Raw genomic sequence first — 27,000 nt, 5'->3', positions numbered from 1 at the left:
TCGCAGTCGAAACGTGGTCAGTGACGTTAACTGTAGTCCGCTCGCTCCGCGAGCGGGGTTTCGGCTCTCGGGGCGATGAATTCACCCCTTCAATTCAGGAAGCCAACCGCTCGCGGAGCGAGCGGACTACACTCCAAAACGTCTTACGGCCGGGAGACACACTATGGTCTCCCGGCCGCAAGACATTTCTCGGCACGTATCAACAATTTAGCGGAAGTGAGCGAGACTGCTGTGGGCGTTGCCGCTGTCGCGGATCTGCTTCACGCTCACCGGCGCGGACGGCTTCACGCCGGGGCGCGCGTAGTACACCATCACCTGAGACAGTTCCGTGTCGGCCGGGAGGCGGTGCTGCGGGGTGACCGGGCGCCCGGACCCTTCGCCGGGCATCTGCACCATCCAGCGGTCGTTTCCGGGCAGGTCGTACAGCGTGAGCGTGCAGGTGTGCTCGTCGTAGTTAATGCGGTCCGCGTCGGGCGGCGGCAGTTTCGGCCGGTTCGTCACCCAGGCCGGATCGTTCGGGCCGCCCGCCGGTGTCGGTGCCGAGTCAGCGCCCGGAGGAGTGGCGGAACCACAACCGAGCAGCGCGACCGGGAACACCACCAGTACCGCGGCTCGTGCGCGCCGGCCCCACGCCGTGCGGTAGGAAGAATCGGTCGGTCGGGTCGACCGTAATACGGTCATAATAACCCTCCTCCTTGGGGCGGCTTTCGCGCTTGGTGCTTTTGACTTAGGCGTCTTCTACGGGAAGAGATACCGGCGAGCCACGGTACCCAAACACCGCACGCGGAAATAATCCGCATACTTGAAACGTAGCACCCGGACTTGTCAAGCGGAAGGCGCGTAAAGGAAAAAGGCCCGCCCCACCCCCAACGGCGCCGGCTTCATCTTCGGCACCGTCGCGCCGGGAAGCCAACACCGCACGGCGTCCGCTCAATAGGAAATGCTGCGGGCCACTGTTTGTGCCGCTCCGTTACGTGGGGAGCCGCGAACCTCACTTCGGAGCGCTAATCACTTCGACCGACTTATTGGTCGTCATTGGCCGGTCGCCCAAACTGTCTGCGGTCATCCTGAAGAGGAACTCTGCCTGATCCACCTTCCTCCCCTCGAACGTGAGCGTGTACGTCGTTTCTCCATTGCTGGGAACGGACTCCGCGTTGAATTGAACGACGTTGCCCGCGAAACGAACGTTCGGCGTGGTTTGCACGACGCTCACGCAATCCGGGGCCTCGATCTGGACGCGCACGTTGCGGCCCTCCGCGCCGCCGGTGTTCTTCACTCTTACCGTGAGCACGCCCCGCTTGCCGACCTGGACCGTCTGCGGGTCGAACTTCGTTTCCCACGCGAGCGCGGCCGCGCCCGAGAACGTCGTCGCCAGTTCCTGCGCGGCGCGCGTACCGCGGGCGTCCGACGCGCTACTCGTCACCTTGCGCCGGCCGGTCGTACTCGCCTTCAGTTCGTACCGGAACGTCTGCGCCTCACCCGGGTCCAACCTGGGCACCTGCCACGCGATGGAATCGCGGAGGATTTGACCGCCGTCCGTCTTGCGCGTCGGCCGGCAATCGACCGGGATCGTGCCCACAACTTTCAGGTTGGTACTCGGGAGCGTGCCGGTGTTTCGCACCAGGATCTCGTACTTTGCGGACTCGCCCGCGTTCACCACACCGTCCGGCCCCGTGAACTTCAGCTCCAACCCCGGCACGAGCACCTGCGTGCGGGTCTCGGCGGGCTTGTCCGGTACGAGTTTCTGCCCGGTCACGTTCGTGAGGGTGTAGATTTCCTTCGCCTCGCGCGCGGTGACACGGTACTCGATCACTCTTCGCTCGCCGGGTTGGAGCTTCGCGATCTCCCACATCCACTGCTGTGCCCCAGCCCCTTTCAATCCTTCCGGTTGCTGAATTTTTTTCGCGCCGGCCGTGACCGGTTCGATCTCCGCCGACGTCGGCACGTTCTCTAACACGCGCACGCCTTCGGCCGGTATCTTCCCGGTGTTCTCGACCAGTAGGCGGACGTTGTACGTCTCGTCGCGCACGCTCTGTTTGGGCGCGGTCTTCGTCACTTTGACCGTGGGCTTGCCGATCTTCGTCGTCACCGACTGGCCGTGCTCGTACTTCACGTAGGCCAGATTCTTCAGCTCCGTGATGTCGGGTTTATGGCGCAGGGTGAGTTCGATCACCTTGACTGCCCCCGCTTTGAGCGTGCCGAGCGACCAGACGAGTTGTCTCGACAGGTCACTCTGTGACGTTACGCCGCCCGGCTGTGCATCGCTCTGCAGTTTGCCTGATGGTGTCGGCTTATCGGGCTGCGGTTCGGCCCTCACGACATCAGCTACTTCCTTCGCGAGCGGGTTGCGCACGGTCACGGAGTGCGCGTCCGCGGCGGAGACGTTCTGCACGGTGATGATGTACTTGATGTCGTCGCCGGGCATCGCGTCGGCGGGCACGCGCACGCGGATCGTGACAACGGGATACGCCGGATCGGTCACCGCCGCGGACGCGCCCGTTGGTTGCCCCGGCGCGCCGCTGCCGGGCGCACGCTGTTTGAACTGCGCCTGCTCCACGTTGGGGTCGGTGAAATCACCGAGCGGCAGGAGGTGTTCCGCCTCTGTCGCTGGTGGTTCCGGCACGTTGTGGAACGTGAGTTGTGGCTTTTGCGCCGAGGCCGCCAGTGAGACGAAAGCCCACACCGCGACGACCGCCGCTCCGCCGCCCGTTGCCGCCCGGATGTGCTTCCACCGACTCATGATGCCCCTCCGCGACGCACCGGTCAGACCGGCTCGCGGTGGGGGTATAGCGTTTCGCGCGAATCTGCGAAAGATCAGTCGGCGCGGGCGGGTCGCGGCGACGGCGGGTAGCAGAGCACTGCGACTTCTGGCAAAATGGGCACGCTACGGGCGGGCAGAATATTTTCGGGTGCGAGCGCAATATCGGGACACTGTGAGCGAATTGCGCTTGTATGGGCGATTTCACGTACCGCGAGTTCCACCCATGAGCGTCGCCGAAGAACTGGACAAACTCAAGAAAATGCGCGACGACGGGACCATCACCGAGGAGCAGTACGCGCGCGCCGTGGCCGAACTCGACGAGGGGCGCGAAGAGGGCCGCGTGCGGGTCCACCGGCGCGATCGTGACGAAGATAAAGACGAAGATCGCGAGTACCGGCGCCTGCGCGACTACGACGAACTCGAAGAACTGTCGCCGCGCGAGTTGGAGAAGAAGGCGCGCGAATGGGGCATGTTCCTGCACCTGTCGCTGTTCGCGGGCCACGTCATCCCGCTCGGCGGGATCATCGTGCCCATCGTAATCTGGCAGATGAAGAAGGACGAGTTGCCGAAGATCGACCGGCACGGCAAGAACGCGGTGAACTGGCTCATCTCGTTCGCCCTCTACTTCATCATCAGTGCCGTGCTGTGTCTCGTGTTTATTGGATTCGTGCTGCTGCCCGTTGTGGTGGTCTTGGGGATCGTGTTCCCGATCATTGCCGCGATGAAGGCGAACGAGGGGCGGGTGTGGAAGTACCCGCTCGCGATTCCGTTTTTGACGTGACCGGGTCACACGTGGTCCGGCAGGCGCTGTAGCTCCGCGAACGCGGTCACGGTCTGGTCGGGCGTGTGGTTGAACACGACGCGCCCGCCCGTGTGCCAGTTCCCTTGGTGGAAGCTGAACACCGCGGTCGCGGGGCGCGGGGCACGGGCCGCGGGCACGTCCTCCATGTCGCCGCCCTCCAGCGGCTCGAACTCCACCAGCACCGGAACGAGCGCAACAATTCCACCGGTCGCGGTGTCGCGGACCAGAACCGCGTCGCCGGTGATGTTGCACCGGACCCACCGCAGTCCGCGGGGCAATCCCGACGCACCGGCCGCTTTCACCAACTGCTCCTCGAAGCGCTCGTGCTGGAGCCGGAACAGTTCGCGACAGCGCTCGACGTGGACCACCCGGCCGAGGTACCACAGCCACCGCGCGACGAGCGCGAGCAGAACGACGACCACCACCCCGCCGGTGAACCACCACCCCAAACTGCCCATCGGCGTTACCTCGCAAAAATCCCGATGCGGTCGCGGCGCAGGAGCGGAATCGCACGCAGCGCCCGCTCCGGTTGCCCGGAGTGATGGCTCACCGTAAACGGTTCCCCCGTCACGATCTGTTCCGCGGTGAGTCCGCTCTGGGCTTGTGCAGCGATGTCGGCGTAGTGCGCCGCGACCACTGACCCGTTCGCCATTCCGGTACCGGTATTGCCGGGGAACGCGAGCGCGGCCACTACGCACAGCGCAATCGGCACCCACTTGCGGCCGAGTTTCACCCACACGAGGTACGTCGCGGCGAGCAGTGGCCACGTGAGTAGCGAGTACCGCGACCACAGCCCCATTCCCGCGCCCCACCCACCGCGGCCCACGCCGATCGCGAGCGCGACACCGGTTACCCCCGCGGCGACCGCGATTAGCCCCGCGACCGACAGACGCTCGTCTGGCTCTTTCCACCGCGGTACGAGCACCGTGAGGGTGAGCACGCCAACCACAAGTAACCCACTGGCCGCGGCCCACCACACGACGCTCAGCCCGATGCCGAACGACATCGCGAGCACTTCGCCCGTTACGCCAGCCACGGCTATCGGATTGGAACTCGGTGCCGGGTGGTGCGGCGGCTTATGATAATCCTGAAAGTACACACCCAGATACGCGATCGGCAAAACCGCGAGGACCAACAAAAGTACGGCCCGGCCCTTTGAACCGCCGCGCCACACATTTACCGCAACGAACACGATCCACGCACTGACGCACGGCACGACGACCAGTCCCGAGCCTCCCGTCAGTGCAAGCAACATCAGGCACACGCCCGCAAGCGCGCCGGAACGAAAGGCATTTTCGCGCGTGATTCGCAGCACAATGACAACGAGAGACGTCGTCAGCACCGCGAACAGCACGAAACACACCTGATAACCCATCACGAAGTTTTCCCAGTGTCCGATGTGCAGCAGCGAGACGGGGAAGAATGCGTCCGCCCAGTGTGGCTTGCCGCGTAGCTTGTCGGCTAATCGCACGAGAAAGAGCGCAAGTGCCGACAGCATCGCGACCTGCAGCACCATTCCGGCGCGGAAGTCGTGCGTGAGTTTGAAGTACGTGAGCACCACCGCTCGCGGGAGCGGCATCCGGTGCTCGTTGTGTTGCTGCCACAACCACGGCCCGGCCGGTTCGTCGCCCAAGAGCGCCGGGACGAATTCCCACTCGTCAGCGTAGGGGGCGTTCGTGCCGATAAAGGCCACGAACGCGAACGCGCCGAGGGCGAATACCGCCCACACCGCGACGAGCGCGCGGCGGAGCGAACCGAACGTTGCGCTTGTCGCTGGGGGGGGCGGCGTGTAAGTTTGTGTCATCGCATCCGTATTCGGAAGTGCATCTTTCTAGGAGCAGTATATGGTCGAGCGGCGAATTGAATTGGACCGGCGCTACGGGCGCAAGAAGAAGATGAAGAAGCTCAAGGAGAAGCTGGAAACCGCGACCGGCGAAGCGCGCGACAAGGTTCTCTACAAGATCAAGCGCCTCAGCCCGTTCTGGGTCGAGCCGGCAAAGCCCGAAGGCAAGTAACAGCGAAGTATTTCGCAACGGCCGTTGAGACGCGCAACGATTTGCGCCGAGTCTCAACGGCCGTTCGCTTTTAGGCTCAGAGCCGTTTTCTTGGCGAGCCGCGACCGCAAGGGAGCGGGAGGGGCTCCCGTTTGTAGCCCCGGGTTCCACGCACGGGAAGCCCCGCTCCCTTGCGGTCGCGGCTCGTTCGGCCACTACGTGGATCTCGAAACGAGACTAGCCCCGGAGCAGTTCCAAATCCTGCCAGAACCCCGGGTACGTCTTCACCACACAGCCCGGGTTGCGAATCACCACTCCCGGTACCTTCAACCCGACCAGCGCCAGACTCATCGCCATGCGGTGATCGTTGTAGGTATCTACCGCACAACCCTTTAGCGGGCGCGGCACGATCGTCAGCCCGTCGTCGCGTTCTTCGACCTCCGCGCCGAATTTGCGCAGTTCCGTCGCGAGTGCGGCGATGCGGTCCGTTTCCTTGTGGCGAATGTGCCCGACGTTGCGGATCGTGGTCGGCCCCTCGGCGAAGCACGCGACCGCGCCGAGCGTCATCACGGTGTCGCTGATGTCGTTCATATCGACATCGACCCCACGCAGTCGCCCGCCGTGAACCGTGATACCGTTATCGCCCTCCTCGATCTGACAGCCCATCTGCGCCAGCACATCAACGAACCGCACGTCTCCCTGGAGCGACTTGCGGTTCAGCCCCGTGACCGTGATCCGGCCACCGGCAATGGCAGCCGCCGCCCAGAAGTACGACGCGGCCGAGGCATCGGGTTCGATGGCGTACTCGGTCACGCCCAAATACTGATCGCCGAAGATGTGGTAATTCCCAGGACCGCGCACCTCGAACTTCAGACCAAAGTCTTGCAGCATTCTGAACGTCATCGCGATGTACGGCTCTGACACCAGCGGCCCGTCCACCTCGATGTCGGAATCCCCGTCCGCGAACGGCGCGGCCATGATGAGCGCGCTCAGGAACTGGCTGCTCACGTCGCCCTTCACCCGAACGCGCCCGCCGCGCAGACCGGTCGTCTGAACCACGACGGGCGGGCACCCGTTGCCGTGCTCGCTGTACGCATTCACGCCGAGTTGTTGGAGCGCGTCGAGCAGGTCTTTGATCGGGCGCTCCCGCATCCGCGGGATGCCGTCGAGCCGGTACGTGCCTTGCCCCAGCGCGACCGCGGCCGTCAAGAACCGCACAGTGGTTCCCGAGTTCCCGACGAACAGGTCCGCGGACTCGGCCGGGATGAGGTCGTTCTTCCGGTGCAACCTCGGATCTTGCTCGGGCGAGATCCAGACGGTGTTCTGGTCCCAGTCGGTATCGATCACGAAACCCAACCACCGGAGGCACTCGATCATCACCTCGGTGTCCTCGCTCCGGAGCACGCCACGGAGCGTCGTGCCCTTCTCGGCGACCGACAGCGTGGCGAGGACCAGCGCGCGATTGGTAATGCTCTTGCTGCCCGGTACGGTCACGGCCGCGCTCACGGGCTTCGTGAGTGGGGCGATTTCGAGTTCGGCGGGGTAAGTCACGTCGGACATGGGTGGTACGTTACACGCATGAGGAAGAGGCCTTCGGGCGGCGCGGTGGGGCCGGCGAGCCGGCGGTCCATCGCGCGGAGCACGTCGGCGATCTGCGTTTCGGGCCAGAACCCGCGCCCGACCTGCACCAGACTGCCCGCGATCGCCCGCACCATGTTATAGAGGAAGCCGTTCGCCTCCACGTCGATCCAGATGCACTCGCCGAACCGGTTCACGCTCAGGTGCGTGATGGTGCGCACGCTCGTGAGGCGGTTCGGCCACTCCGTCTCGAAGCAGCGGAAGTCGTGGCGCCCGACCAGACACCGCCCGGCACGCGCCATCACTTCCGCATCGAGGTTTTGCCTGACGAACCAGGCGTATTTACGCAAGAACGGGTCTTGCTGCCGCCCGTCCTGAACGACGTAGCGGTACATTTTCCGCACGGCGTCCTTGTTCGCACAGAAGCTCTGGGGCGCCTCGATCACCTCGCGAACGCTCACATCGTTCGGGAGTTTCGCGTTGATCGCTTTGAGGAGCGTCTCACAACTTAACCGCGACACGGTGTAAACGTTGGCGACTTGCCCGACGGCGTGAACGCCGGAATCCGTGCGCCCGCTGCAGTTCACGCGCACGCGGCTCTCGCGGGTGATTTCGCTGATGGCCTTTTCGATCGTTTCTTGCACCGTGCGCTGGCCGGGCTGCGTTTGCCAGCCAAAGAAGTCCGTCCCGTCGTAGCGGATGGTGAGTTTGAGGTTGCGAACCGTCATGAGTAGTTGGCATCGGGCGGGTCAGCGACTAACTCGTCGAGTTTCTGGCGGTCAATGATGGTTTCGGTCGCTCGCCACAATCGTATCGTTTGTCGAAAGTAACCCAAATCGCGGAGCAAAGCGCCAGTCGTAATTCCACCAATAAACCAGGCAGCAAAGGGACTTTCCCACAGCAAACCGGCCGCAATTACTAGGCCGGTGATCAGCAGCAGTACGCAGGTGTTTCGCCACGACTTCGCGTAAATCATGGCGAGAGTTGGTGACGATTTGCAATAATCCCACAAATTTTGAAGGTATCGCCGCTCAAGCGGGGTCAGATCCTCTGGCCCCGCGATGGGTTGCTGACTCATGCCAAACCGCCTGGATCAGTTTCGTGCAGGTGCCAACAGCTCACGGTTGAGTAGGCTCGTGGGCGCACATGTGCCCACGAGCCTGCTGCGAAGTAACTCACTCGCCCGGTTCGGTATCACTTCACAATGCCGCGCTTCACCAACTCCTCCGCACACTGCACGGCGTTGCTCGCCGCGCCCTTGCGGAGGTTGTCGGCCACGACCCACAGGCACAGCGCGTTCGGGTTGCTCGGGTCCTGGCGCACGCGGCCGACGAACGTGTGGTCACTGCCCTCGGCATGGAGCGGTTGCGGGAACTCGCCCTTCGTTTCGTCCATGAACACCACGCCGGGCGCGTTCGCGAGCGCGGCCTTCGCGTCGGCGACCGAGAGCGGGCGCGCGAACTCGACCGTGATCGCCTCGCTGTGCGCGACTTTCACCGGCACGCGGACGCACGTCGGGCTCACGCCGATGGTCGCGTCGCCCAGGATTTTCTGCGTCTCGTTGATGACCTTGTTCTCTTCTTCCGTGAAGCCGTTCGGGTCGAGCGTCCAGTCCAGCGTGATGACGTTCCCCGCGAGCTGTGCCCGGTGCGCCGTCGGCGCCGGCACGGGCTTGCCCGCGGCCCACGCGCTGAGCTGCGCGTTGAAGTCCAACAGTCCCTTCGCGCCCTTGCCCGAAGACGATTGGTACGTCGCCACGACGATGCGCCGCACTTGCGCGAGGTCGTGCAGCGGCTTGAGCGCCACGCACAGCGGGATCGCGACGCAGTTCGGGTTCGCGACGATGCCCTTCTTGATGTGGTGGAGCTGGTCCGCGTTCACCTCCGGCACCACGAGCGGGCAGTCCGGGTCCATGCGCCACGCGGAGGAGTTGTCCACCACGATCGCCCCGGCCTTCGCCGCGATCGGTGAATACTCCTTGCTCACCGAACCTGGCGTGCTACTGAGCACGATCTGCACGCCCGCGAACGCCTCGGCGCGGATCGGTTCGACGGTGTACTGTTTCCCCGCGAACTCGACGGATTTACCAGCGCTTTTCTCGGAAGCCAGGAATTTGATCGACTTGATCGGGAAGTTGCGCTCCGCGAGCACCTTCCGAATCAGGTCGCCAACGGCACCCGTCGCACCGACAACCGCCACGTTCACGGACACGGTAACACCTCTTAATTTGGAGATTGGGACGGACCACTCCGCCCACAGATAAGAATACGAATTCTCGTTGTTATGGAAATCACAGGAGAGACGAGAGCGCGGGTTCCCGCTGCCGCGACAAACGCCGGCCGTTCCGCGGTGAAGAGAATACATTGCTCTTCGCGCCCCACAAATAGGGCCGTCGTTCAAGCCGTACCGGGCGGAAGCCCGTGACTCCTCCCACCCCAGCGCCTCCATGCGAATCGCCATCGGCGGGTTCATGCACGAGTCGAACACCTTCGCCCCGCTCCCGACGGACCTCCAACGGTTCCGCGACGGCAGCCTGACCTACGGCGACACGGTGGTTCCCATCTGGCAGGACGCGCACCACGAAGTCGGCGGGTTCATCGAAGGTGGGGCCAAATTCGGTTACGACCTCGTGCCGGTCGCGATGGCGTGGGCGACTCCGGCCGGGCCTGTTACGGACGAATTCTTCAACCACTTCACGGACGCACTGGCGACTGGTTGCAAGCTCGCACGAGCAGATGGCGTGCTGCTCGCGCTGCACGGCGCAATGGTCACCCCCAAGCACCCGGACGCGGACGCAGAAATCCTTCGCCGAATTCGGGCCGCACTCGGGCCGAACGTACCGATCGCGGTGACGCTCGATTTCCACGGGAACGTTTCGCCACAAATGGCCGAAACCGCAAACATCCTGGTTGGTTACCAGACGTACCCGCACGTCGATCAACGGCAGCGCGGCTTGGTTGCGGCCGAACTGCTCGCGCGGGCCGTGAAAGGCGAAGTGCACCCGGTGTGCCACGTCGCCAAACCGCCGATGCTCCTGAACCTGCTGGGCCAGGACACAAGCCGCGAGCCGATGGCCGGGCTCATGCGCATGGCCCGCGAGATGGAGAAACAGCCGGGCATCCTTTCGGTGAGCCTGATGGCCGGCTTCCCCTACGCGGACGTACCCGAAATGGGCGCGAGCGTGATCGTGGTCGCCGACGGGAACCGCACCCACGCGAAGGCCGCGGCCGACGAACTCGCGAACGCGATGTGGTCCGTGCGCGAACAACTGAACGTCCCGTGCCCGCAGCCGGAAGCAGCCGTTCGCACGGCTCTCACGGGCACGAAATCGCCGGCCCTGCTCATCGACCTCGGCGACAACATCGGCGGCGGGTCCGCGGGCGACGGTACCGTGTTGCTCACCGAGCTTCTGAAACAGCGTGCGAGAGGCTTTGTTGTGGTGATTCACGCGCCCGCGGCCGTCGAGCAAGCGAAGACCGTTGGTATCGGCGGTACGCTCGAAGTGACCATCGGTGGCGCGACGGGGAAGCTACACGGCGAGCCGGTTCGTGTGCGCGGAATGGTGCGCTCGCTCCACGAGGGGAAGTGGACGGAGGTCGAACCGCGGCACGGCGGGCGCCGACAGAACGATCAGGGGCACACCGCCGTCATCGACCTCGCCGACGGCAACTTGCTCGTGCTGAACACGCTCCGCACGCCGCCGTTCAGCCTCGGACAACTCACGAGCCTCGGCATCGACCCGAAGCAGGCGCGCGTGATCGTCGTGAAGGCTGCGGTCGCGTACAAAGCGGCGTATGAGCCGATCGGCGGCGAGATCATCGAAGTGGACACGCCCGGCCTCACCGCGATCAACGCGGCCCGGTTCGAGTACAAGCGCATCCACCGGCCGATGTACCCGCTTGATTAATTGCGCCGCGGTCGCGCTCGTTTGAGGTGGAGCACAGAAGTTGCTTCACCCTATCCGGCATTATTTGCCGACCAACGAGCGGTGTAAGAATGAGCAACACGAAGAAAAAGTTACGAGCCCAAGGCGCGTACCTCACTTCGATTCGCACACATTACACACCGCCCTACTCGCTTGTCTTGCACGCGACCTCCGGTCATGCTGACGTGAACCGACCGGAGCCAACACCGTGACCGAACAAGAGTGGCTGAGCTGCACCGACCTGGCCCCGATGCTGGAGTTCCTGCGGGGCAAGGCGAGCGACCGGAAGTTGCGGCTGTTCGCCATTGCATGTTGCCGTAACATTTGGCATCACCTTACTGACCCACGAAGCCGCAATGCCGTGGTCATTGCGGAGCAATTCTCGGATGGGTTAGCGACGCAAGAACAACTCATCGAAGCCCACAAAGCAGCGTGGGAGGCCGATCATCACGAGAAGGCAATACTTCGACATGCAGGACGTTGCCCGCTCATTGCAGAAGATTGGGCAGGTGCGGCCAGTTGGCATGTTGGATGGGAAACCGACGACGCATCTACTTCAGACTGTCACCCAACTTCCGAAGTATCCCGCCTCTGTGCTGAGGCATCAGGTGTAGGGTCTGAGGAAGCAAGACGAGCCGAACGCAGCCTTCAATGCCGCCTACTCTGGGACATTTTCGGCAACCCCTTTCGCCCCATAACCACTAACCACTCTTGGCTTACGTCCGGTGTCGTCGCACTCGCCACCGACATCTACCAAGACCGCGCCTTCGACCGGATGCCGATCTTGGCCGACGCTTTGCAGGATGCTGGTTGCGACAGCGCCGACATCCTGGGGCACTGTCGCAGCAACGGTCCGCACGTTCGAGGCTGTTGGGTGATCGATTTGCTGCTGGGAAAGGAGTAACTCCAATGCCCGCTGCGAAACACCCCAAGAAGAAGCCTTTTGATATCGAAGAAGCAGTTCCCCTCTTACGCGACGCGGTTGCCCCCTACCCGAAGGCCGCACTGTTCGAGTTGGCTGGCGAGGGTCACACATCCGTCTTCGAGATCCTCGTCGCGTGTATCGTCTCCATTCGCACGCGGGACGAAACGACACTTCCCGTGTCGCGCCAGTTGTTCGCGGCCGCACCGAGGCCCGCCGACGTTGCCGCGCTATCAGCGAAGGAAATCGAGCGCCTCATTTACCCCTCCACGTTCCACGACGTGAAGGCCGGGACCATTCGCACCATCGCGCGCGAAACGGTCGAGAAGTACGACGGCGTGTTGCCGTGCGATGCCGACGAACTGATGAAGTTCAAGGGAGTCGGGCCGAAGTGCGCGAACCTCGCAGTCGGCATCACGTGCGGGCAGATGCTCACGGGTGTGGACGTTCACGTTCACCGCGTCACGAACCGGTGGGGCTACGTGAGCGCGAAGACGCCAGAAAGGACGATGGACGAGCTACACGAGAAGCTCCCGCAGCACTTGCGGGTCGAGATCAACGCGCTGCTCGTACCGTTCGGCAAGCATATCTGCACCGGCGACCGGCCCAAGTGTTCGTCGTGCCCGCTATTAGAAATGTGTCAACAGGTTGGTGTCACGCGACACGGTTGAAATGCTCCCGCCCGGCGAACGAGTTGCCGGATGGGAGCGATTGCGATCACTACTTAGGCGGCATCGTTCCCGGAACGACCGTGCCACCGGGAAGCACCGTGCCCGGCGGGTACGCACCCGGCATCAGCGCCGCGCCGCCGGGGTAACCCGGTTGCCCATGATAATACGCACCCGCGGGGACACCATAACTGGAACCGCAACCGCCACACGGCGGCGGGGGAGCACACGAAACTGTGGCCGACTTCCGACCGCGCTTCTTACCACAGGCCGAAGCGTCGTCCGCGAACGCAGCGAACGAAGCAACGCTAAGAGCAAAGAGAACGAGGGTACGCATCATGATACCTCACAGGTGCGAAACGACCAAAATGGCCGTCCCTGCCCAAAAGTGAGCAATCATCGCGCCCATTTCTGGCCATTTTCGACGTTCTCCGCTCATTTTGAGAAAGAGCGCACAGGGCTTCCGCCCTGTGCTACGGAAGTCGGCCCCTCCGGGGCGAAGATCGGAACCAACAACCACCGTAAAAGCACCGGAGCTTGTCACCTTCTGCTCTCGATGTGGCTGCCAAAACCAATGCGTTTCCGCCCGGAGGGGCCGGCGGACGTAGCACAGGGCGGAAGCCCTGTGATCCTTGTTGTTCCCGCAAAAAATTCTCGCGAGGGATTTCGCCCCCACGCGGACAATATCCGGACGATGAGCGACGGCGACCCTTGGCACGAGCGGGCGATCCGCGACGCGGTCCTGGCCGGCGACGCGACCGCGTGGCGCCAGTGGTTCGACGCGCACTACGAGCGCCTCGCCGATTACGTCCGCTGGCGCTGCGGCGGGCTGCGCGACCTGACGGACGACGTGCTCCAGGAGACGTGGTTAACGGCCGTTCGGCGGGTGCGTGCGTTCGACCCGGCGCGAGGGGCGTTCTTTCACTGGCTCTGCGGGATCGCGTCCAACGTCGCACGCAACGCGATCCGCGCCCGGTATCGGCGGAACGCGAGAATCCGTCCGCTCGCCCCGGGCGACGACCGCCCCGGGCCGGACGCACGGGCCGAAGTCGAAAAGGCCGAGCGCGTAGCCGCAGCGCTCGCGGCGCTACCCGACCACTACGAGGCCGTGTTGCGGGCCAAGTACCTCGACCGGCAAACGGCCGACGAGATCGCCGCCGCACGCAACGATTCGCCGAAGGCAGTGGAATCTCTGCTCGCACGCGCCCGACAAGCGTTCCGCGTGATTTACGAGGACGGCCATGAGTGATTCACTCCCCCCCGACGACCTCGATCACCTACTCGCGCCCCTACCGACAACGACCGACGCGGCGCTGCGAAGCGCGCTTCTGCGTGCCACTCAGCGCCGCATCAGTCGAACGAGGTGGGTCCGGCGCGCGGGCAAGGTCGCGGCTATAGCCGCGGTGTTCGTGGTGGGCGTTGGTGTGGGGGTACTGCGCACACCGCCCGAGCGCGAAAAGGTGGTCGTTACTCGCGAAGTGGAAACGATCGTGGCAGCGATCCCGGTGGTCGTTCCGGTCATGATCTCCGCGACCGAGCCTCCACCTGTTCCGCCCCCAACGCTCACTGCCGCCCGGCTCGAACTGGACGCGGAACAAGCTGATGGCGCGGCCGCGGCTACGCTCTACCGGCGCGCCGGCGACACGTATTTGGCCACCGAACAGGACTACGCGAACGCGGCCCGGTGCTACCGACTGTTCCTCACCCGGGGCGGTGACACCGCGTTGTCACCAGAATCGGACGATTCGTGGTTGCTCGCGTCCCTCAAGAACGCGGCATTCAAGGAGAAGATCCATGCGACGACTGACGGTTAGCGCGCTCTTCGCGCTCACGCTCTGCGCCACAACGATCAGCGCACAGCCCCCGAATCCCGAACCTCAACCTCAACCCAAGGTGCTGGGCGACAAGAAGCCGGCCGACCCGACGGACGCGGGAATTAGCGCCGCGCTAGCGAACGACGCCGACGTGAAAATGGCGAAGGCGAAGATCCAACTCGCCGAAGCCGAACTCGCGAAAGCGCGCCAGGTCGTCACCCTCAAGGTGCTAACGCTAAAGGCCAAAATCGACCAACTCAAGAGCGAGATGGTCGCGGCCGAGGAGCGCGTCAAGGCAACCAAAGGTATGGTCGATAAGGGAACGCTCCCTCAAGCACCGCTGCTCATAGAGCGCGAGAAACTCGCCACAGCGAAGACCGCCCTCGCGCTGGCCGAAGCCGAGTGGAAGCTGCTCACCGGCGGCACCGATCTCACTGCGCATAGTGAGTTAGCAGAGGTACGGAGACGCGAGCTAATCCTAAACTATCGGGCCATCGAAGCCTTACATAAGGCGTCCGCGATCAAAGGCCCGATCCCGGATCAGATCCGCGCGGCACTTGATAAGCCCGTGAAGATCGGCGCGAAGGGTGAAAGAGTGCCGTTCGAGAAGGTACTGGAGTTGTTCAAGAAGGAAGCCGGATTGGATGTCCCGGTTCGCGGCTTACCCTCATCGATATTAGATCCCGTCACTGGCAGGGAATTGATCGATCACTCAGGCCTGCCGCTCACCATCGGGATCATATCCCAGGGTGAAGCGCTTCCGGTCGGGGCCTGGTTCCAGTTACTTCAAGATGAAAACGGTGGGGCGTTCTACGTTCGTGAGTACGGGTTGCTGTTCGCAAAGACGGCTCCCCCGGATGCGCCTACGCTCACCGAGTTCTGGAAGCAGAAGCCTATCGCGAAGCCCGAACCGCAATCGGAATCCAAGCCTGAACCGAAACCCAAGCCCGAGCAGAAGTGATTCCCCCCCGCGTGCGCACAAAAGTGGTGCGCACGCGGAAGTTCTTCCGGGTCACTGGTAGTCGTAACCGATGTGGAACGTCACGCGGCCGTCGGGCAGCCGGCGGATGTTGGTGATGTATACGGTTGAACCGCCCCCCAACTGACTCTTACTTGATGGGATCGTGTACGGCGTGAAGCTGTCGTTCGCCGCGCTGGGGTACGGCACCGAACTCAGGTGAACGTTCGGTCCGCGTGCCCCTTCAACGCCGTGAGACTCCTCCAGAACCGGCTTGTTGTTCACCACGCGCCAGACCAGTAGCCCCTCGCCCGGCAGCTTCTCGTCCCACCCCGTCTTCTTGCGCACTTCCAGCAGGAAGTATTCGCTCCCGTCGGGCCGCACCTTGATCTTGAAGCACTGCGCCGGGTCGTTCTCGATCGGCGACAGGATCAGTTTCTGCTTCACGCTCGGGTCGATCACGGTCGGCTTCACCCAACCGAGCACTTCCTTGCTCCACGCGCTGAAGTGCTGCGGGCGCCCGTTGCCGATCTGGTTGGACATCGCGCACCACTGCCCCACGCCTTCACTCCCCGGCAGTTCGGGCCGGGCGTACAGGTCCGGTAGCCCGAGCATGTGGCCGAACTCGTGGCAGAACACGCTGATGTCGTTCATCGTGGTGCCGCCCTCCTGCACGATGAAATATGGGAGGCTGCGCCCGCCGTAGCTCACGTTCGCCCGGTGCGGCCAATACAGCCCGCCGCGTGTGGTCTGCACGCGCGCCCCCGCGTACAGGAAGAACACCCCGTCAAACTCCTTGAGCGCGTCCTTGCCGGCCTTCTTCGTGTACAGGTCGAGCGCCTCGGTCAGCAGCGCCTTCTTCTCGCCGGCGCTGGTGCCGCTGCCGCTGGAGTAGTCCATCCGCTTCTTGGACGCTTCCACCCAGCCCACGAACTTCCCGTTGATCTTGAACGTGCCGTAGCTGAGTTCCTTGTAGTAGTCGTTCATGCTGCCGAAAACCTGCTGCCCGGTCGCGTTCTTGTCCTTGTACGTCCCCAGGCTGAACATCGAGTCTTCCCAGGCCTGATCCTCGATCTTCGGGTTGTGCTTCATGTCCGGGTACTCGACCCCGATGATGGCGAGGTTGTAGCCGGGCTTGCGCCACGAGCGCGGCAGCCGGTCGTCCCAGCCCATTCCCTTTCCGCCGCCGCCTCCCGCCTCGGCCGCCATCGGACTGGTTGCGGCTTTCAACTTGGTCGTGATGGTCTTGGGGCTACCGCCACGGGACACGGTGAACGCGACCGAGTCCCCGGCCAACTTGCTCCGCAGGATGTCCCGCACCCACGCGGCGGTCGTCGCCGCTTCGCTGCCGAGCTTGAGCACCACGTCGCCTTCCTTCAGCCCGGCTTCTTCGGCCGGGGAATCGGGAGCAAGTGCTTCGATCACCGGGCGCCCGCTCCGATCACCCACCATCACACCGAGGTACCCGGCCGCGAGATTGAGCGCCCCCGGCGTTGTGGGCGAATCTTTGATCGTCTTGGCGGTTTTCACCGTCCTGTAACCGCCCGGCGTGGGGAACGGTGCGACATCGGGTTCCGATCGGACTGATTCGGTAATCAGAAGGATCGACAGGGACGCGAGCGATCCGAGTGCGAAAAGGCGAGTGTGCGTCATGTGGCACGCGCGGGAAATGGGGGAAAATGAGAAACGGGGGGAGTAGTCGCGTTGTAGCCCCCGAGATGTGAAGCGGAAATGAAAGCCGCTCGTTACGCTCGCTTGTTTCGGCCCTCGGTCCAGGTTAAGAATCTTCTTTGATGCCCAAACCCGGAGACCGGCAATGCGAGTTCTCGCTCTCACCGCGCTGACCATTGCTCTCGCGTTCGCACCAGTTCGTGCGGCCGATGATGCCACGGAAAAGGAACTCAAACGGTTCCAGGGCGATTGGCAGATGGTGGAAGTGACAAAAGACGGCGAGACGCGGAAAGGCGACAAGCTCAAGGACCGCGTCTGGTCGTTTAAGGGGGACAAACTGGTTCCACTGTACAACAAAGACGACGCCGCGACGATCAAGATCGATCCGAGCAAGAAACCGGCAACTCTAGACATCCTCGACAAGAACGGGGACCGGGTCGAGGGCATCTACAAGTTCACCGGGGACGACACGCTCACGATCTGCGGGCGCGGCGACAGCAAGCGCCCGACGGAGTTCGCGGCGAAGAAGGAGTCCGGGGCGATTCTGTTCGTCCTGGAGCGCGTCAAGAAGTGAGGCGCGACGGTTCGGGGGCCAGCGCCTTGCCCGCCCCCGCGGGACCGCTACAATACTCCATCCTCCGTAAATACTGAAAATAAGGAGTATAGAGTCATGGCACACAAGAAGGGTCAAGGGTCCGTCCGCAACGGTCGGGACTCGGTGTCGAAGCGCCGCGGGCTGAAGGCTTATGGCGGCCAGGCGGTCACCATCGGCAGCATCATCGTGACGCAGTGCGGCACCAAGTACTCGCCCGGCCGGTTCGTGCGGCTGGCGAAGAACAGCAGCATCTTCTCGCTGGTGGACGGCAAGGTGTACTTCGATCAGGGCGGCAAGCGCATCAACGTGCAGCCCGACGACGCGACGGCCACCGCGATCGCGTAATGCGAGCAGGATTGTAGAAAAACAAAAAGCGGAAAGGGTCCGCGCGTGAAAGCACGCGCGGACCCTTTCGTTTGCAATGAGTGCTGCGGGTTTTGTCCTGGCCGCAAACGACGCAATGATTCGCGTCGTTCGGGCCGCACTTTTGGCCGAGGGCGTGTTTCCACCGATCGCCCCGGACGCGATTTAGTACGCCCGTGCGAACACCACGCGGCGCGCGGACGGCTTACCGGTGAAAATACACGTGCCGGGCTCCTGCGGGCCGTCGAAGGGCAGGCACCGGATCGTCGCCGCGAACTCCTTCTGCACGCTCTCTTCCGTCTCGCGCGTGCCGTCCCAGTGGGCGTACACGAACTTCAGCGGCTCCGTGCCCGCTTCCGCGGCTTCCTCGCGCGCGGGGAACAGGGCCTTGAACTCGTCGAGCGTGTCTGCGGTCACGATGCGCGAGTCGCGGAACGTCTTCGCCCGGTTGTAGAGCGCGGACTGAATGTCGCGGAGCAGCTTCGCAATGTGCTCGGCCGCGCCCGTGAGCGGGATGCCGAACTGTTTCCCCTCTTTTCCGGGCACGTCGCGCCGGGCAACGGCGCAGGCGCCCTTCTCGATGTCCTTCGGCCCGATCTCCACGCGAACCGGCACGCCGCGGACCTCGTGCTCCGCGTACCGGAAGCCGGGCTGCTTGTCGAACAGCGTGTCGATCTTCACGCTGATCGGCTCGTAGCCGAAGAAGTCGTCGCGGGGCAGTGCCCGCAGTTCGGCCGCGAGCTTTTCCGCCGCGGCGATCGAAGGCCCGCGCTCCGCGTCGTTCTTACCCAGCGGCACGATGACGACGTGCGTGGCCGCGAGCCGCGGAGGAATTACGAGTCCGTTGTCGTCGGAGTGCGTCATGATGAGGCCGCCGATGAGCCGCGTGCTCACGCCCCAGCTCGTCGCCCACGCGAACTCTTCCTTGTTCTCCTTGTCCTTGAACTTCACATCGAACGCCTTCGCGAAGTTCTGCCCCAGGAAGTGCGACGTACCGGCCTGGAGCGCCTTGCCGTCCTGCATCATCGCTTCGATGCAGAGCGTGTACACCGCCCCGGGGAACTTCTGCCCGTCGGTCTTCGGCCCGACCAACACGGGCATGGCCATCCACTCCTCCGCGAATTTCTGGTACACGCGGACCATCTGGAGCGTTTCCGCTTCGGCCTCCTGTGCGGTCGCGTGCGCGGTGTGGCCCTCTTGCCACAGGAACTCCGCGGTGCGGAGGAACAACCGCGTGCGCATCTCCCAGCGCACCACGTTGGCCCACTGGTTGATGAGCAGCGGCAGGTCGCGGTAGCTCTGCACCCACTTCTTGTAGGTGTTCCAGATGATCGTTTCGGACGTGGGGCGGATGATGAGCGGCTCTTCGAGTTCGGCCGCGGGATCGACGTGCAGGGGCTTACCGGGTTCCGCCTTCAGGCGGTAGTGCGTGACCACCGCGCACTCCTTCGCGAACCCTTCGGCCATCTGCTCTTCTTTGGCCAGGAAGCTCATGGGGATGAAGAGGGGGAAGTAGGCATTAACGTGCCCGGTGTCCTTGAACAACCGGTCGAGCGCGCGCTGCATCTTCTCCCAGATGGCGTACCCGGTCGGCTTGATGACCATGCACCCGCGGACGTCGGAATTGTCGGCGAGCCCGGCTTCCTTGACGATGTCTAGGTACCACTGGGAGTAGTTCCGGGCGCGGGGCGTAATCACATCGGCCATGAGATGTTCCTTGACAAATAAGGCGAGCACCCGGGGCTCAGCTCGGGCGCCGCGTGTGGTCACGATTATAGATAGGGACAGGGCCGCGATCGAAAGGTGATCGGGGCGGCCGTAAGAGAGGAAAAGGCCGCGTTACTTCACGGACCTAATGGGCCGGCCCTCGCCCCGCGGGCCGTCAGGTCACGGCGATACTAGTCTTTGAATCGGACGCTGCGGTTCCAGAAATCGCCGCCTCGACCGATGCCCCCGTGTACCCTTGAGAGGCCGTAATGGAAGTGCTCCAAGTGTTGCCCGAAGCAGAAAAGGGGAGAGCGGACGCGACCACTGTGCCGGACGCATTTTTGAGAACAACAGTGATTAGTGGTGGGGGATTATCTGTCGTGTAGTCACCGCCGACCGTAAACGTGCGCGCCACTGTCGCGCCGTTGGTAGGGGAAGAAATCGTGATCAAGGGCGTGGGCATTGATTCTCTGGGTTCGGGGCTATGGGATCGGGGTAAGAGTAACGTTCCGAACGGTAACAACGGACCGGTATGCCCAAATGCCAATCGGGGCTCGCGCGTTCCACGCGGGGTAGGTAATGCCGTTACCGGGAATCAATTTATCCAGCTCTTCGTGGGTTTTGGAGTACTTCGCACGAGCCTCGGCGAGTGGTACGGTCCGGAACGCGCTCTTGGCCCCATCCGGTTGAATCCACCGCGCCTCGATACCGGCCTGCGTCACATCGATCTCGATCGTGCGCCACGGACTCGGAACTTGTTTTGCCGAATCGAACGGGACGGAAGCCAAACTCTCAAGCCCTATACCGGGCGTAGTGGCCCGCGACCGCGGTACGGACAGGCGGACGAGTTCCGCGTGGTCGCGAAGCAGTTCGTCGAATCTGATCAGAAACGCGATCTGGGATTGTAGACCGTTTGCGCCGGGCGCAGTCTGCCGGCCGAAATACAGCCCTATTTCGTGCCCTCCGCCTTGGGGTAATAGGCCATCCGGAGTACGGGTCACATCGGCCTGTGACAATTCGGCGCGAATCTGATAGCTGTCATTCATAGGGTCGCGGCACAGATCGAGCATGGATAAGTCCAGCGCGCTGAACGAGCACGGGGCACCGCTCTCGCCGGGCACAAGTTCGGCCGGACCGAGTGCCCACTTGGAGCACAGCGGCTCTCCTGTAGCGCCCACCAGGGTGACCGCGCGCCCCGCGGCCAGTTCCTTCTCAATTTTCTCCCACGCGGGCTCCCCGGAGGCTCGGAGCCCCGCGCCGATCGCGAACACGCTCGCCAGCACACACACCGCGGCGGCCACCCGCGCGAGGGTCGTGCGGTTCCGCGTCACGGTCTTCCACGCGCGGCGCGCGGGCGTGAGCGGTTTGGCCAGAACGGGCTTCTTATCAAGGAACCGGCCCAAATCGTCGGCCAGTTCCTCCGCGGTCGCGTACCGGTCGGCCGGCTTCTTCTCCAAACATTTGTGGGCGATGGCTTCGAGTTCGAGGGGGATTTCGGGGCGCGCGGCGCGAACGCGGGACGGTTCCGCGCGCTCGATCTGCGCCATCAGTTGGTGCGGTTCTGCCTCCTCGAACGGGGCGCTACCGGTGAGCGCGTGGTAGAGGGTCGCGCCCAGCCCGTAAACATCGGTTCGGGGGGTGACGGGCGCGTTGGTTACCTGCTCCGGGGCCATGAAGCCGGGCGTGCCCAAGATCCCGGTGCCCTGCGTGAGACTGACCGTGCGGTCGAGTTGCTTGGCGAGGCCGAAGTCGGACAGTTTCGGCACCACGTCGGCCGAACGCAGTGTCGTCAAATCAGCGGGTCCACTCGAACCTTCGGTTCCGCTTTTGAACTGCAGGAGCACGTTCCCCGGTTTAATATCGCGGTGAACGATCCCCGCTTGGTTGGTCGCGTGGGTTCCGTGGGCCACGGCCTTAATTAGCTCCGCGGCGTCCTTGGGAGCGAGTGGCCCCCGAGTCCCAACGAGCCGAGCAAGTGTCCCTCCCGGGACGAACTCCATCGTGTAGTGCGGGGGGTGCTGGTGCAGGTTCGCGGCGAAAACGGTAACGACGTTCGGGTGCGCGAGCGCGGCCAGCGCGCGCACTTCGAGTTGGAGCCGATCAAGAGCGGTGGGATCGCCGGGGGCGTGGAGCAGTTTGACCGCGACTTGGCGCTTCGTTTCCTCGTCGAGTGCGAGGTACACCTTACCCATGCCGCCGCTCCCGAGCAGGCGCGAAAGGGCCAACCCCGGTGGGTTGGGGGGGAGCGATTCGGGGGCGGGGGGAGTCGATCGTACCCGCGCGCGCGGCCCCACGGTGACGTCCGGCTTATCCGTGTCCGCGCGCAGGTCCAGGTGTCGGGTCTTCGCGCACACCGGGCACCCGGTCTCGTGTGAGTCGGGTAGCAGTGGGCTCGAACACTGCGGACACGTTATCGGGTTGGTGCCCATAGTGCGTTGTGAGTTTGAGGTAATTGTGCGAGTCGAAAGAGAGTTTACCCTAGCGCGTGCCCGGACGCAATCTCCGCAGTAGGACTATTGCGTTCGCGATTTTGCCTGTCCGACGCGGGTGCGCACTCGACCCGAGTTTCATACCAATACGCGCCCGAACCGCCCGCGGCCGCCGTCAGACCATCGACCGGCGCGGTGCCATTTTTAGAGGAATCACGGACCGCGGTATCCTTCATTCGAGGCGCAGGGGCGCCGAAAACGGACGACCGCCGCTCGTGCCGGGTTCGGCCGTGGTGGTGCCCGGTCAATCGCACAGGGATCGCACATGGACCGTTGGTTCGATGGTGTGTATTTGGTCGGTCGCTACAACTGGCTGCAAACCGGTGTGTGGTTGCTCGCTCACAACGGCGAGGCGGCGGTGTTGGAACTCCCACCGACCAGTCTCGTGGGAATCGACCTCGGCCCCGACCCGGCCGGGGACGCGGCTTCGGCCGCGCGCGAACTCGGGGTCGCGGTGAAGTTCCTACTTTGCACGCACGCGCACCACGACCATTTCAGCACCCGGACGTTCGACGCGATGCGCCGGCAGTTTCCGCGCGCGGAACCGGTGTTGCAAAGCGGCTTCCGCCAACTCGCCGGCGGCGCCCCCGACATCAGGTATTTCGACGACGGCCTTACGCTGTTCGTCGGCGGCGAACTGCTGCACCTCGTTCACGCGCCGAAACACAGCTACACCGATACGATGGTGATCTTCCGCGGCGCGGCGTGTACCGGGGACTGGGAACTCAACACGGTGCGCACAGTAAACGAGCGCGTCCCGGTCGATGTGCGGCTGGGCTCGTGCGAGCGCATGATCGAGTTCGTGGCTCGCACCGGGTACCACGTTCACCGCGTGTACTCGGTTCACGCCAACGACCGCCGCGACGCGGTGGACTTCCCCGCGCTCATGGCCGACACGCGCACCGACCGCCGGCTGTGGTGAAACGCCCGCGCCCGGCCCGCGTCCTACCAATGACGGCCATTCCTTCTCCCGTCAGAGGTTGCCATGCGCCACGGCCTGAAGCGCCCGGAATTGGCCTGTGCGTGTGTGATTATTGCCCTGTTGGTCGCGCTCGCTGTGCCCGCAGTGCAGCAGTGGCGCGCCGCCGCCGTGCGAATGCAGTGCAGCAACAATCTCAGGCAACTCGGTCTGGCAACCTGCAACTACGTGGGATCAAGCGATCATTTTCCGCCCGGGACGATGTTGAATGCCGCACTCTCGCCGGAGCAGCGATTGAGTTTTTTCGTGGCCCTGCTCCCTTACATCGAAAGCGATCCCACGTATTCTCAGCTCGCCAAGACGGAACCGTGGGACTCACCGAAAAACATCGACGTCATGGACCGGGCCGGTTTCAAATACTTTCAGTGTCCGGCGTGGACCGGCGGAACAAGCATTCGCCCCCCGCCCGTGGGGCACCTGGCGATCGGTAACTACGTCGGCGTCGCGGGTGTGGGGATGGACGCGGCCACACGACCACCCGAAGCGCCAGGGATCGGTATTTTCGGCTACGATCGTAGTACCCAAATGAAGGACATCACAGACGGCACCGCGAACACGCTACTCCTGATCGAAACGACACACGAACTCGGGCCGTGGATTCGAGGCGGTCCGGCTACGGTGCGCGGACTGGACACGGGGAGCGAACCGCCCACCGGAGCGGATCGTCCGTTCGGTGGCACCCATCTCCGGCACGCGTGGACGTACCAGAAACGCGCGGACGGCTTCAACGTCGGGTTCGCGGACGCCTCGGTACGTTACATCACGAACGACATCAACCTCGACGTACTCCGCGCCCTCGCGACCATCGCGGGCGGCGAGGAAGTTCCCGCAAACTGGTGACCCGCTCAGGCTGCACTTCCAACTGGCGCGACATCGGACGGGGCTGTGTGCGGTTCCTGTGAGGGCGAGGCGTGATCCGTATGCTGGCGTTCGAGCCGGCGGAACGGGTAGGCCAGTTGCCCCCAGAGCGTTTCCGGGGGTGGGTCGTGGTTCACACCGAATTTCGCGGGTTCGCGGTGCGGGAAGTGCGCGGTCCCGAACAGCAGATCCCAGATCGGGAAGATGCCCGAGAAGTTCTTGTCCAACCCCTCTTCGTCGCGGGTGTGGTGCCACCGGTGATACAACGGGCTGACGAACACCCAACGCAATGGCCCGAAGTCCCAATTCAAGTTCGAGTGTAACACGATCACGAAGAACACCAGGATCGGTACCACGATCAGCACGGCCTTGATCGATAGGCCCAGCAGCACCACCGGGATCACCTGGCACAACCGGGTGACGAAGTCGTTCACCGGGTGCATCCGGGCCGAAGCGTGCCACGTCATCTGTTCCGGGCTGTGGTGGATCGCGTGGAACCGCCAGAACCGCGTGACGTGGAACCCGCGGTGGGTCCAATAGTCGACAAAGTCGGCGATTACCAGTATTTCGATCGCCTGCAGCCAGAGCGGTTGGCGCCCCAGGGGACCGAACCCGTTTAAAACCGACTCGTCCATTGGCCAACCGAGCGCGAGGCACAGTCCCAAACCGACCAAACAGACGGCAAACTTCGATACAACCTGAATGAGCAACGGGTTGACGAGCCAGTACGTGACGTTCAGCACGATCGACCGGCGCGCGGCGGCTTGGTGCGTGTGCGCCGGGAACAGGTGCTCCAGAAGAACGAAGGCCGCCGGCATGACAGCGACCAACATGAGGATTTTGGTTTGCGACGGGAGCGCGCCGACTTGATCGAGTAAAGTGAGTAGGGTTTCGGGCATAGGTCGTCTCGGACCGAGGGCGAACGACGCGACGCGGCTGCCGTCGAACCGGTTCCGACCCGCCGTCAATACTGGCCGAGTGCGCCGCGCGGAAATCGCTAACAGCACCGCCTTCGGCACCAGTGTTACAGTTCATGCGATCTGCGTGCCATTCCCCGCGCACTCGTTCGGAATTGAAACACAATGCGCGCTCGCATCCGATCAAATCCGTCCGATCTGTATTCGCTCGGCGCGGTCCCATCTTGTGCCACACTTTAAAACGCCTGATCCTCGGCACCCAGTTCATCGCGAACTCAAGAATCCAGAAAAACGTGAACACTTTCCGCGGTGGGACGGGACTATCCAGTGACAGTCACCCGGCGGGGAAGAAATGGCCGCGAACGACGCCCGGACGGTGAACCAGTTTCGGAGGTTGACGGCGGAGCCGGAGGAGAACGCGCGCCTTCTTGAGCGCTTCTTCGCGCACACTGACGCGGCTGCGTTCTCCGAACTGGTGCGCCGACACGGGCCGATGGTGTCGGTCGTCCGCGTGCTGGAACTGCGCGTCCAACAACTCGAAAGAGAAGTGCGGGAACTCCGGTCGCTCGTAGAAGAACTCCGCAAACCGAAACCATAGCTGTTGAACCCGAGCGCCAGGCGCCAATTCGCTCCCCGACCAGTTACTTCTCGCGCTCCGTCCAGTACGTCTGTTTGTGGCCGCGCGCCTCGAACTCGGCCACGACGCGATCGGCCTCCGCGCGCGTGAGGTGCTCGCGCACGATGAACGTGTTGCCGGTGTCGTCGGTGCGGCACACGGCCCACTTCTCTTCCGGTGGCGCGAGCGGTAGCGTGATCGCTCGTTTCTCTTGATTGGAGCGGTAAATCGCGCTGAACAGCTCCACCACCGCGCGCCCGTCCTCGCCGGTCACGAGCGGCGAGCGGTTCTCGCGGATCGCTTGCAGGAAGTCGCGAATCTGGAGCATGTGGTAGTAAACCGTGGCGTTCACACTGGCGAAACTCGCCCGGTCTTGCGCTTGAAATTCGGCAAGGTGCTTTTCTTCGCCGGGAACGGTCCACAGATCGGTGAGCGGCGGTTCCGCGATCTCCGACACGCCCGCAATGAACGTCGCGCCGCGGTCCGTTTCGACTCCGACCGATGCGCCGAGGGAACCGTGGATGTGGACCTTCGTGTAAATGCCCGGCTTCTGTGAAAGGCTCGTGATGATCGAACCCAGCCCACCGTTTTTGAACCGGATCGATGCGACCGCGGTATCGTCCACTTCCACGGTCGGGTGGTTCAAGTTCGCCCAGTAACCGCTCACTTCGGCGACCGGCCCCATGAGCCACAGGAGGATGTCGAGTTGGTGCGGCGACTGGTTCACGAGCACGCCGCCGCCCTCGGTGTCCCACTTCCCGCGCCACGGGTCCGAGAGGTAGTACGCCGCGTCGCGCCAACTGTACTGGATGAAGACGCCGAGCGCCGGCTTCCCGATCTTGCCCTCATCGATCGCGCGCTTCATGCGCTGAACCGGCTCCAGGAACCGGCGCTGGCTGATGACACCGAGCGTAGCGCCGCCCTTCTTGGCGGCCGCCAGCATCCGGTCGCAATCCGCGACGCTCGCGGCGAGCGGCTTCTCGACGAGGACGTGAACGCCGGCTTCCGCGGCCCGAATTGCGGCTTCTGCGTGCATCGGGTGTGGCGTACCGATGATGATAGCGCCCGGGCGCGCGTCGCGGAGCATCGTGCCGAGGTCGGTGAACGGTCGGGCACCATATTTTGCAGCGAAGGCATTCGCGCGATCGGCGTTCACGTCGCACGCCGCGACGAATTCCGCTTCCGGTATCGCTGCAAGTGCGGTCGCATGAATGCCCGCGACCTTTCCGCAACCGACGAGAGCAACACGCATTGGCGTCATGGGAGAGCTTCACTTCGAGTTGCAATTACGGCCGAAAAGTTCCGCCCCACGCCGCCAGGGTAACATTTGCTAACATTTTGGCCCGCCCGGGAGCCGTACCCGCTCCGCGCATCACGAAACGC

The 27,000-nt window shown here is 63.7% G+C and carries 26 protein-coding genes; 13 read left to right on the top strand and 13 right to left on the bottom strand.

Translation table 11 applies throughout. From position 1 onward, the window contains the following. Positions 1-207: 207 nt before the first annotated feature. Together J8F10_RS29540 and J8F10_RS29535 are read right to left on the bottom strand one after the other, a co-directional pair. A complete protein-coding gene (locus J8F10_RS29540) occupies positions 208-681 on the bottom strand; it encodes a hypothetical protein (protein ID WP_210660054.1) in 474 nt (157 codons plus the stop codon). 310 nt (positions 682-991) lie between these two features. After that, positions 992-2,740, bottom strand: a complete 1,749-nt coding sequence (locus J8F10_RS29535; RefSeq protein WP_210660053.1) for a DUF11 domain-containing protein — start codon at positions 2,738-2,740, stop codon at positions 992-994. A 244-nt stretch (positions 2,741-2,984) separates the two neighbouring features. Here J8F10_RS29535 and J8F10_RS29530 point away from each other — a divergent pair, with 244 nt between their 5' ends. Continuing rightward, positions 2,985-3,542, top strand: a complete 558-nt coding sequence (locus J8F10_RS29530) for a DUF4870 domain-containing protein (protein WP_210660052.1) — start codon at positions 2,985-2,987, stop codon at positions 3,540-3,542. Positions 3,543-3,547: 5 nt separating this feature from the next. Here J8F10_RS29530 and J8F10_RS29525 read toward each other — a convergent pair whose 3' ends face one another. Next, positions 3,548-4,021, bottom strand: a complete 474-nt coding sequence (locus J8F10_RS29525; protein ID WP_210660051.1) for a hypothetical protein — start codon at positions 4,019-4,021, stop codon at positions 3,548-3,550. A gap of 5 nt (positions 4,022-4,026) precedes the next feature. Further along, entirely contained in the window at positions 4,027-5,367 is a 1,341-nt protein-coding gene (locus J8F10_RS29520; RefSeq protein ID WP_210660049.1) for a hypothetical protein, read from the bottom strand. Between the two features lie 40 nt (positions 5,368-5,407). Between J8F10_RS29520 and J8F10_RS29515 the strand changes: the two genes are divergently transcribed. Beyond that, complete coding sequence (locus J8F10_RS29515) at positions 5,408-5,578, top strand: DUF6800 family protein (RefSeq protein WP_210660047.1); 171 nt, start codon at positions 5,408-5,410, stop codon at positions 5,576-5,578. A gap of 216 nt (positions 5,579-5,794) precedes the next feature. Here J8F10_RS29515 and aroA read toward each other — a convergent pair whose 3' ends face one another. The 4 genes from aroA to J8F10_RS29495 form a co-directional block, all read right to left on the bottom strand. Continuing rightward, on the bottom strand, positions 5,795-7,117 hold the full coding sequence (gene aroA / locus J8F10_RS29510) for a 3-phosphoshikimate 1-carboxyvinyltransferase (RefSeq protein ID WP_210660046.1): 1,323 nt from the start codon (positions 7,115-7,117) through the stop codon (positions 5,795-5,797). Continuing rightward, positions 7,105-7,863 carry a tRNA pseudouridine(38-40) synthase TruA gene (truA, locus tag J8F10_RS29505; protein ID WP_210660043.1) on the bottom strand — a complete coding sequence of 253 codons (759 nt, stop codon included), beginning with the start codon at positions 7,861-7,863 and terminating at the stop codon, positions 7,105-7,107. Before truA ends, aroA begins: the two co-directional genes overlap by 13 nt. After that, entirely contained in the window at positions 7,860-8,213 is a 354-nt protein-coding gene (locus J8F10_RS29500; protein WP_210660042.1) for a hypothetical protein, read from the bottom strand. Before J8F10_RS29500 ends, truA begins: the two co-directional genes overlap by 4 nt. A 116-nt stretch (positions 8,214-8,329) precedes the next feature. Next, entirely contained in the window at positions 8,330-9,340 is a 1,011-nt protein-coding gene (locus tag J8F10_RS29495; protein ID WP_210662218.1) for an aspartate-semialdehyde dehydrogenase, read from the bottom strand. 241 nt (positions 9,341-9,581) lie between these two features. Between J8F10_RS29495 and J8F10_RS29490 the strand changes: the two genes are divergently transcribed. The 6 genes from J8F10_RS29490 (at position 9,582) to J8F10_RS29465 (ending at position 15,425) form a co-directional block, all read left to right on the top strand. Next, positions 9,582-11,042, top strand: coding sequence for a M81 family metallopeptidase (locus J8F10_RS29490; RefSeq protein ID WP_210660040.1), 1,461 nt, complete (start codon positions 9,582-9,584; stop codon positions 11,040-11,042). A gap of 226 nt (positions 11,043-11,268) precedes the next feature. After that, positions 11,269-11,964, top strand: coding sequence for a hypothetical protein (locus J8F10_RS39370; RefSeq protein WP_246523645.1), 696 nt, complete (start codon positions 11,269-11,271; stop codon positions 11,962-11,964). Between the two features lie 5 nt (positions 11,965-11,969). Further along, positions 11,970-12,653 (top strand): endonuclease III domain-containing protein, encoded by a 684-nt coding sequence (locus J8F10_RS29480; protein WP_210660038.1) that lies wholly within the window; start codon positions 11,970-11,972, stop codon positions 12,651-12,653. Between the two features lie 691 nt (positions 12,654-13,344). Further along, positions 13,345-13,899, top strand: coding sequence for an RNA polymerase sigma factor (locus tag J8F10_RS29475; protein WP_210660036.1), 555 nt, complete (start codon positions 13,345-13,347; stop codon positions 13,897-13,899). Continuing rightward, complete coding sequence (locus J8F10_RS29470; protein ID WP_210660035.1) at positions 13,892-14,464, top strand: hypothetical protein; 573 nt, start codon at positions 13,892-13,894, stop codon at positions 14,462-14,464. The genes J8F10_RS29475 and J8F10_RS29470 overlap by 8 nt, the downstream gene beginning before the upstream one ends. Beyond that, on the top strand, positions 14,445-15,425 hold the full coding sequence (locus tag J8F10_RS29465; protein WP_210660034.1) for a hypothetical protein: 981 nt from the start codon (positions 14,445-14,447) through the stop codon (positions 15,423-15,425). The genes J8F10_RS29470 and J8F10_RS29465 overlap by 20 nt, the downstream gene beginning before the upstream one ends. 51 nt (positions 15,426-15,476) lie before the next feature. Here J8F10_RS29465 and J8F10_RS29460 read toward each other — a convergent pair whose 3' ends face one another. Continuing rightward, positions 15,477-17,075 (bottom strand): M6 family metalloprotease domain-containing protein, encoded by a 1,599-nt coding sequence (locus tag J8F10_RS29460; RefSeq protein ID WP_246523644.1) that lies wholly within the window; start codon positions 17,073-17,075, stop codon positions 15,477-15,479. A gap of 163 nt (positions 17,076-17,238) precedes the next feature. Here J8F10_RS29460 and J8F10_RS29455 point away from each other — a divergent pair, with 163 nt between their 5' ends. Together J8F10_RS29455 and J8F10_RS29450 are read left to right on the top strand one after the other, a co-directional pair. Next, entirely contained in the window at positions 17,239-17,667 is a 429-nt protein-coding gene (locus tag J8F10_RS29455) for a TIGR03067 domain-containing protein (protein ID WP_210660032.1), read from the top strand. Positions 17,668-17,763: 96 nt separating this feature from the next. Then, entirely contained in the window at positions 17,764-18,033 is a 270-nt protein-coding gene (locus J8F10_RS29450) for a 50S ribosomal protein L27 (RefSeq protein ID WP_210660031.1), read from the top strand. Between the two features lie 183 nt (positions 18,034-18,216). On the opposite strand, the gene proS is transcribed toward J8F10_RS29450, so the two are convergent. Both proS and J8F10_RS29440 read right to left on the bottom strand, forming a co-directional pair. After that, entirely contained in the window at positions 18,217-19,758 is a 1,542-nt protein-coding gene (proS, locus tag J8F10_RS29445) for a proline--tRNA ligase (RefSeq protein ID WP_210660030.1), read from the bottom strand. Between the two features lie 482 nt (positions 19,759-20,240). Further along, positions 20,241-22,112 (bottom strand): serine/threonine-protein kinase, encoded by a 1,872-nt coding sequence (locus J8F10_RS29440; protein ID WP_210660029.1) that lies wholly within the window; start codon positions 22,110-22,112, stop codon positions 20,241-20,243. A 400-nt stretch (positions 22,113-22,512) separates the two neighbouring features. On the opposite strand from J8F10_RS29440, the gene J8F10_RS29435 reads away from it, so the two are divergent. Next, positions 22,513-23,169: an MBL fold metallo-hydrolase gene (locus J8F10_RS29435; RefSeq protein ID WP_210660027.1), complete on the top strand. Its 657-nt coding sequence runs from the start codon at positions 22,513-22,515 to the stop codon at positions 23,167-23,169. A gap of 63 nt (positions 23,170-23,232) precedes the next feature. Continuing rightward, positions 23,233-24,066, top strand: coding sequence for a DUF1559 family PulG-like putative transporter (locus J8F10_RS29430; protein WP_210660026.1), 834 nt, complete (start codon positions 23,233-23,235; stop codon positions 24,064-24,066). Between the two features lie 5 nt (positions 24,067-24,071). Here J8F10_RS29430 and J8F10_RS29425 read toward each other — a convergent pair whose 3' ends face one another. Beyond that, complete coding sequence (locus tag J8F10_RS29425) at positions 24,072-24,983, bottom strand: sterol desaturase family protein (RefSeq protein WP_210660025.1); 912 nt, start codon at positions 24,981-24,983, stop codon at positions 24,072-24,074. Between the two features lie 370 nt (positions 24,984-25,353). On the opposite strand from J8F10_RS29425, the gene J8F10_RS29420 reads away from it, so the two are divergent. Further along, positions 25,354-25,599, top strand: coding sequence for a hypothetical protein (locus J8F10_RS29420; RefSeq protein ID WP_210660024.1), 246 nt, complete (start codon positions 25,354-25,356; stop codon positions 25,597-25,599). Positions 25,600-25,642: 43 nt separating this feature from the next. Here the strand turns inward: J8F10_RS29420 and J8F10_RS29415 are convergent, their stop codons facing one another. After that, positions 25,643-26,878, bottom strand: coding sequence for a Gfo/Idh/MocA family protein (locus tag J8F10_RS29415; protein ID WP_246523641.1), 1,236 nt, complete (start codon positions 26,876-26,878; stop codon positions 25,643-25,645). Between the last annotated feature and the right edge of the window lie 122 nt (positions 26,879-27,000).

The sequence above is a fragment of the Gemmata palustris genome, assembly GCF_017939745.1.
Classification (GTDB): Bacteria; Planctomycetota; Planctomycetia; order Gemmatales; family Gemmataceae; genus Gemmata; species Gemmata palustris.
The sequence above is the reverse complement of the archived record's forward strand: the minus strand, read 5'-3'. Positions and strand labels throughout refer to the sequence as shown.

Bases quoted from the DNA above. Each gene is read 5' to 3' on its own strand.
- J8F10_RS29475 (WP_210660036.1), top strand. From the start codon at position 13,345: ATGAGCGACGGCGACCCTTGGCACGAGCGGGCGATCCGCGACGCGGTC.
- J8F10_RS29435 (WP_210660027.1), top strand. From the start codon at position 22,513: ATGGACCGTTGGTTCGATGGTGTGTATTTGGTCGGTCGCTACAACTGG.
- J8F10_RS29465 (WP_210660034.1), top strand. From the start codon at position 14,445: ATGCGACGACTGACGGTTAGCGCGCTCTTCGCGCTCACGCTCTGCGCC.
- J8F10_RS29520 (WP_210660049.1), bottom strand. From the start codon at position 5,367: ATGACACAAACTTACACGCCGCCCCCCCCAGCGACAAGCGCAACGTTC.
- truA (WP_210660043.1), bottom strand. From the start codon at position 7,863: ATGACGGTTCGCAACCTCAAACTCACCATCCGCTACGACGGGACGGAC.
- J8F10_RS29420 (WP_210660024.1), top strand. From the start codon at position 25,354: ATGGCCGCGAACGACGCCCGGACGGTGAACCAGTTTCGGAGGTTGACG.
- J8F10_RS29460 (WP_246523644.1), bottom strand. From the start codon at position 17,075: ATGACGCACACTCGCCTTTTCGCACTCGGATCGCTCGCGTCCCTGTCG.
- J8F10_RS29490 (WP_210660040.1), top strand. From the start codon at position 9,582: ATGCGAATCGCCATCGGCGGGTTCATGCACGAGTCGAACACCTTCGCC.
- J8F10_RS29425 (WP_210660025.1), bottom strand. From the start codon at position 24,983: ATGCCCGAAACCCTACTCACTTTACTCGATCAAGTCGGCGCGCTCCCG.
- J8F10_RS29525 (WP_210660051.1), bottom strand. From the start codon at position 4,021: ATGGGCAGTTTGGGGTGGTGGTTCACCGGCGGGGTGGTGGTCGTCGTT.
- J8F10_RS29455 (WP_210660032.1), top strand. From the start codon at position 17,239: ATGCGAGTTCTCGCTCTCACCGCGCTGACCATTGCTCTCGCGTTCGCA.
- J8F10_RS29470 (WP_210660035.1), top strand. From the start codon at position 13,892: ATGAGTGATTCACTCCCCCCCGACGACCTCGATCACCTACTCGCGCCC.
- proS (WP_210660030.1), bottom strand. From the start codon at position 19,758: ATGGCCGATGTGATTACGCCCCGCGCCCGGAACTACTCCCAGTGGTAC.
- J8F10_RS29430 (WP_210660026.1), top strand. From the start codon at position 23,233: ATGCGCCACGGCCTGAAGCGCCCGGAATTGGCCTGTGCGTGTGTGATT.
- J8F10_RS29500 (WP_210660042.1), bottom strand. From the start codon at position 8,213: ATGAGTCAGCAACCCATCGCGGGGCCAGAGGATCTGACCCCGCTTGAG.
- J8F10_RS29515 (WP_210660047.1), top strand. From the start codon at position 5,408: ATGGTCGAGCGGCGAATTGAATTGGACCGGCGCTACGGGCGCAAGAAG.
- J8F10_RS29480 (WP_210660038.1), top strand. From the start codon at position 11,970: ATGCCCGCTGCGAAACACCCCAAGAAGAAGCCTTTTGATATCGAAGAA.
- J8F10_RS29535 (WP_210660053.1), bottom strand. From the start codon at position 2,740: ATGAGTCGGTGGAAGCACATCCGGGCGGCAACGGGCGGCGGAGCGGCG.
- J8F10_RS29450 (WP_210660031.1), top strand. From the start codon at position 17,764: ATGGCACACAAGAAGGGTCAAGGGTCCGTCCGCAACGGTCGGGACTCG.
- J8F10_RS29415 (WP_246523641.1), bottom strand. From the start codon at position 26,878: ATGACGCCAATGCGTGTTGCTCTCGTCGGTTGCGGAAAGGTCGCGGGC.
- J8F10_RS29530 (WP_210660052.1), top strand. From the start codon at position 2,985: ATGAGCGTCGCCGAAGAACTGGACAAACTCAAGAAAATGCGCGACGAC.
- J8F10_RS29540 (WP_210660054.1), bottom strand. From the start codon at position 681: ATGACCGTATTACGGTCGACCCGACCGACCGATTCTTCCTACCGCACG.
- aroA (WP_210660046.1), bottom strand. From the start codon at position 7,117: ATGTCCGACGTGACTTACCCCGCCGAACTCGAAATCGCCCCACTCACG.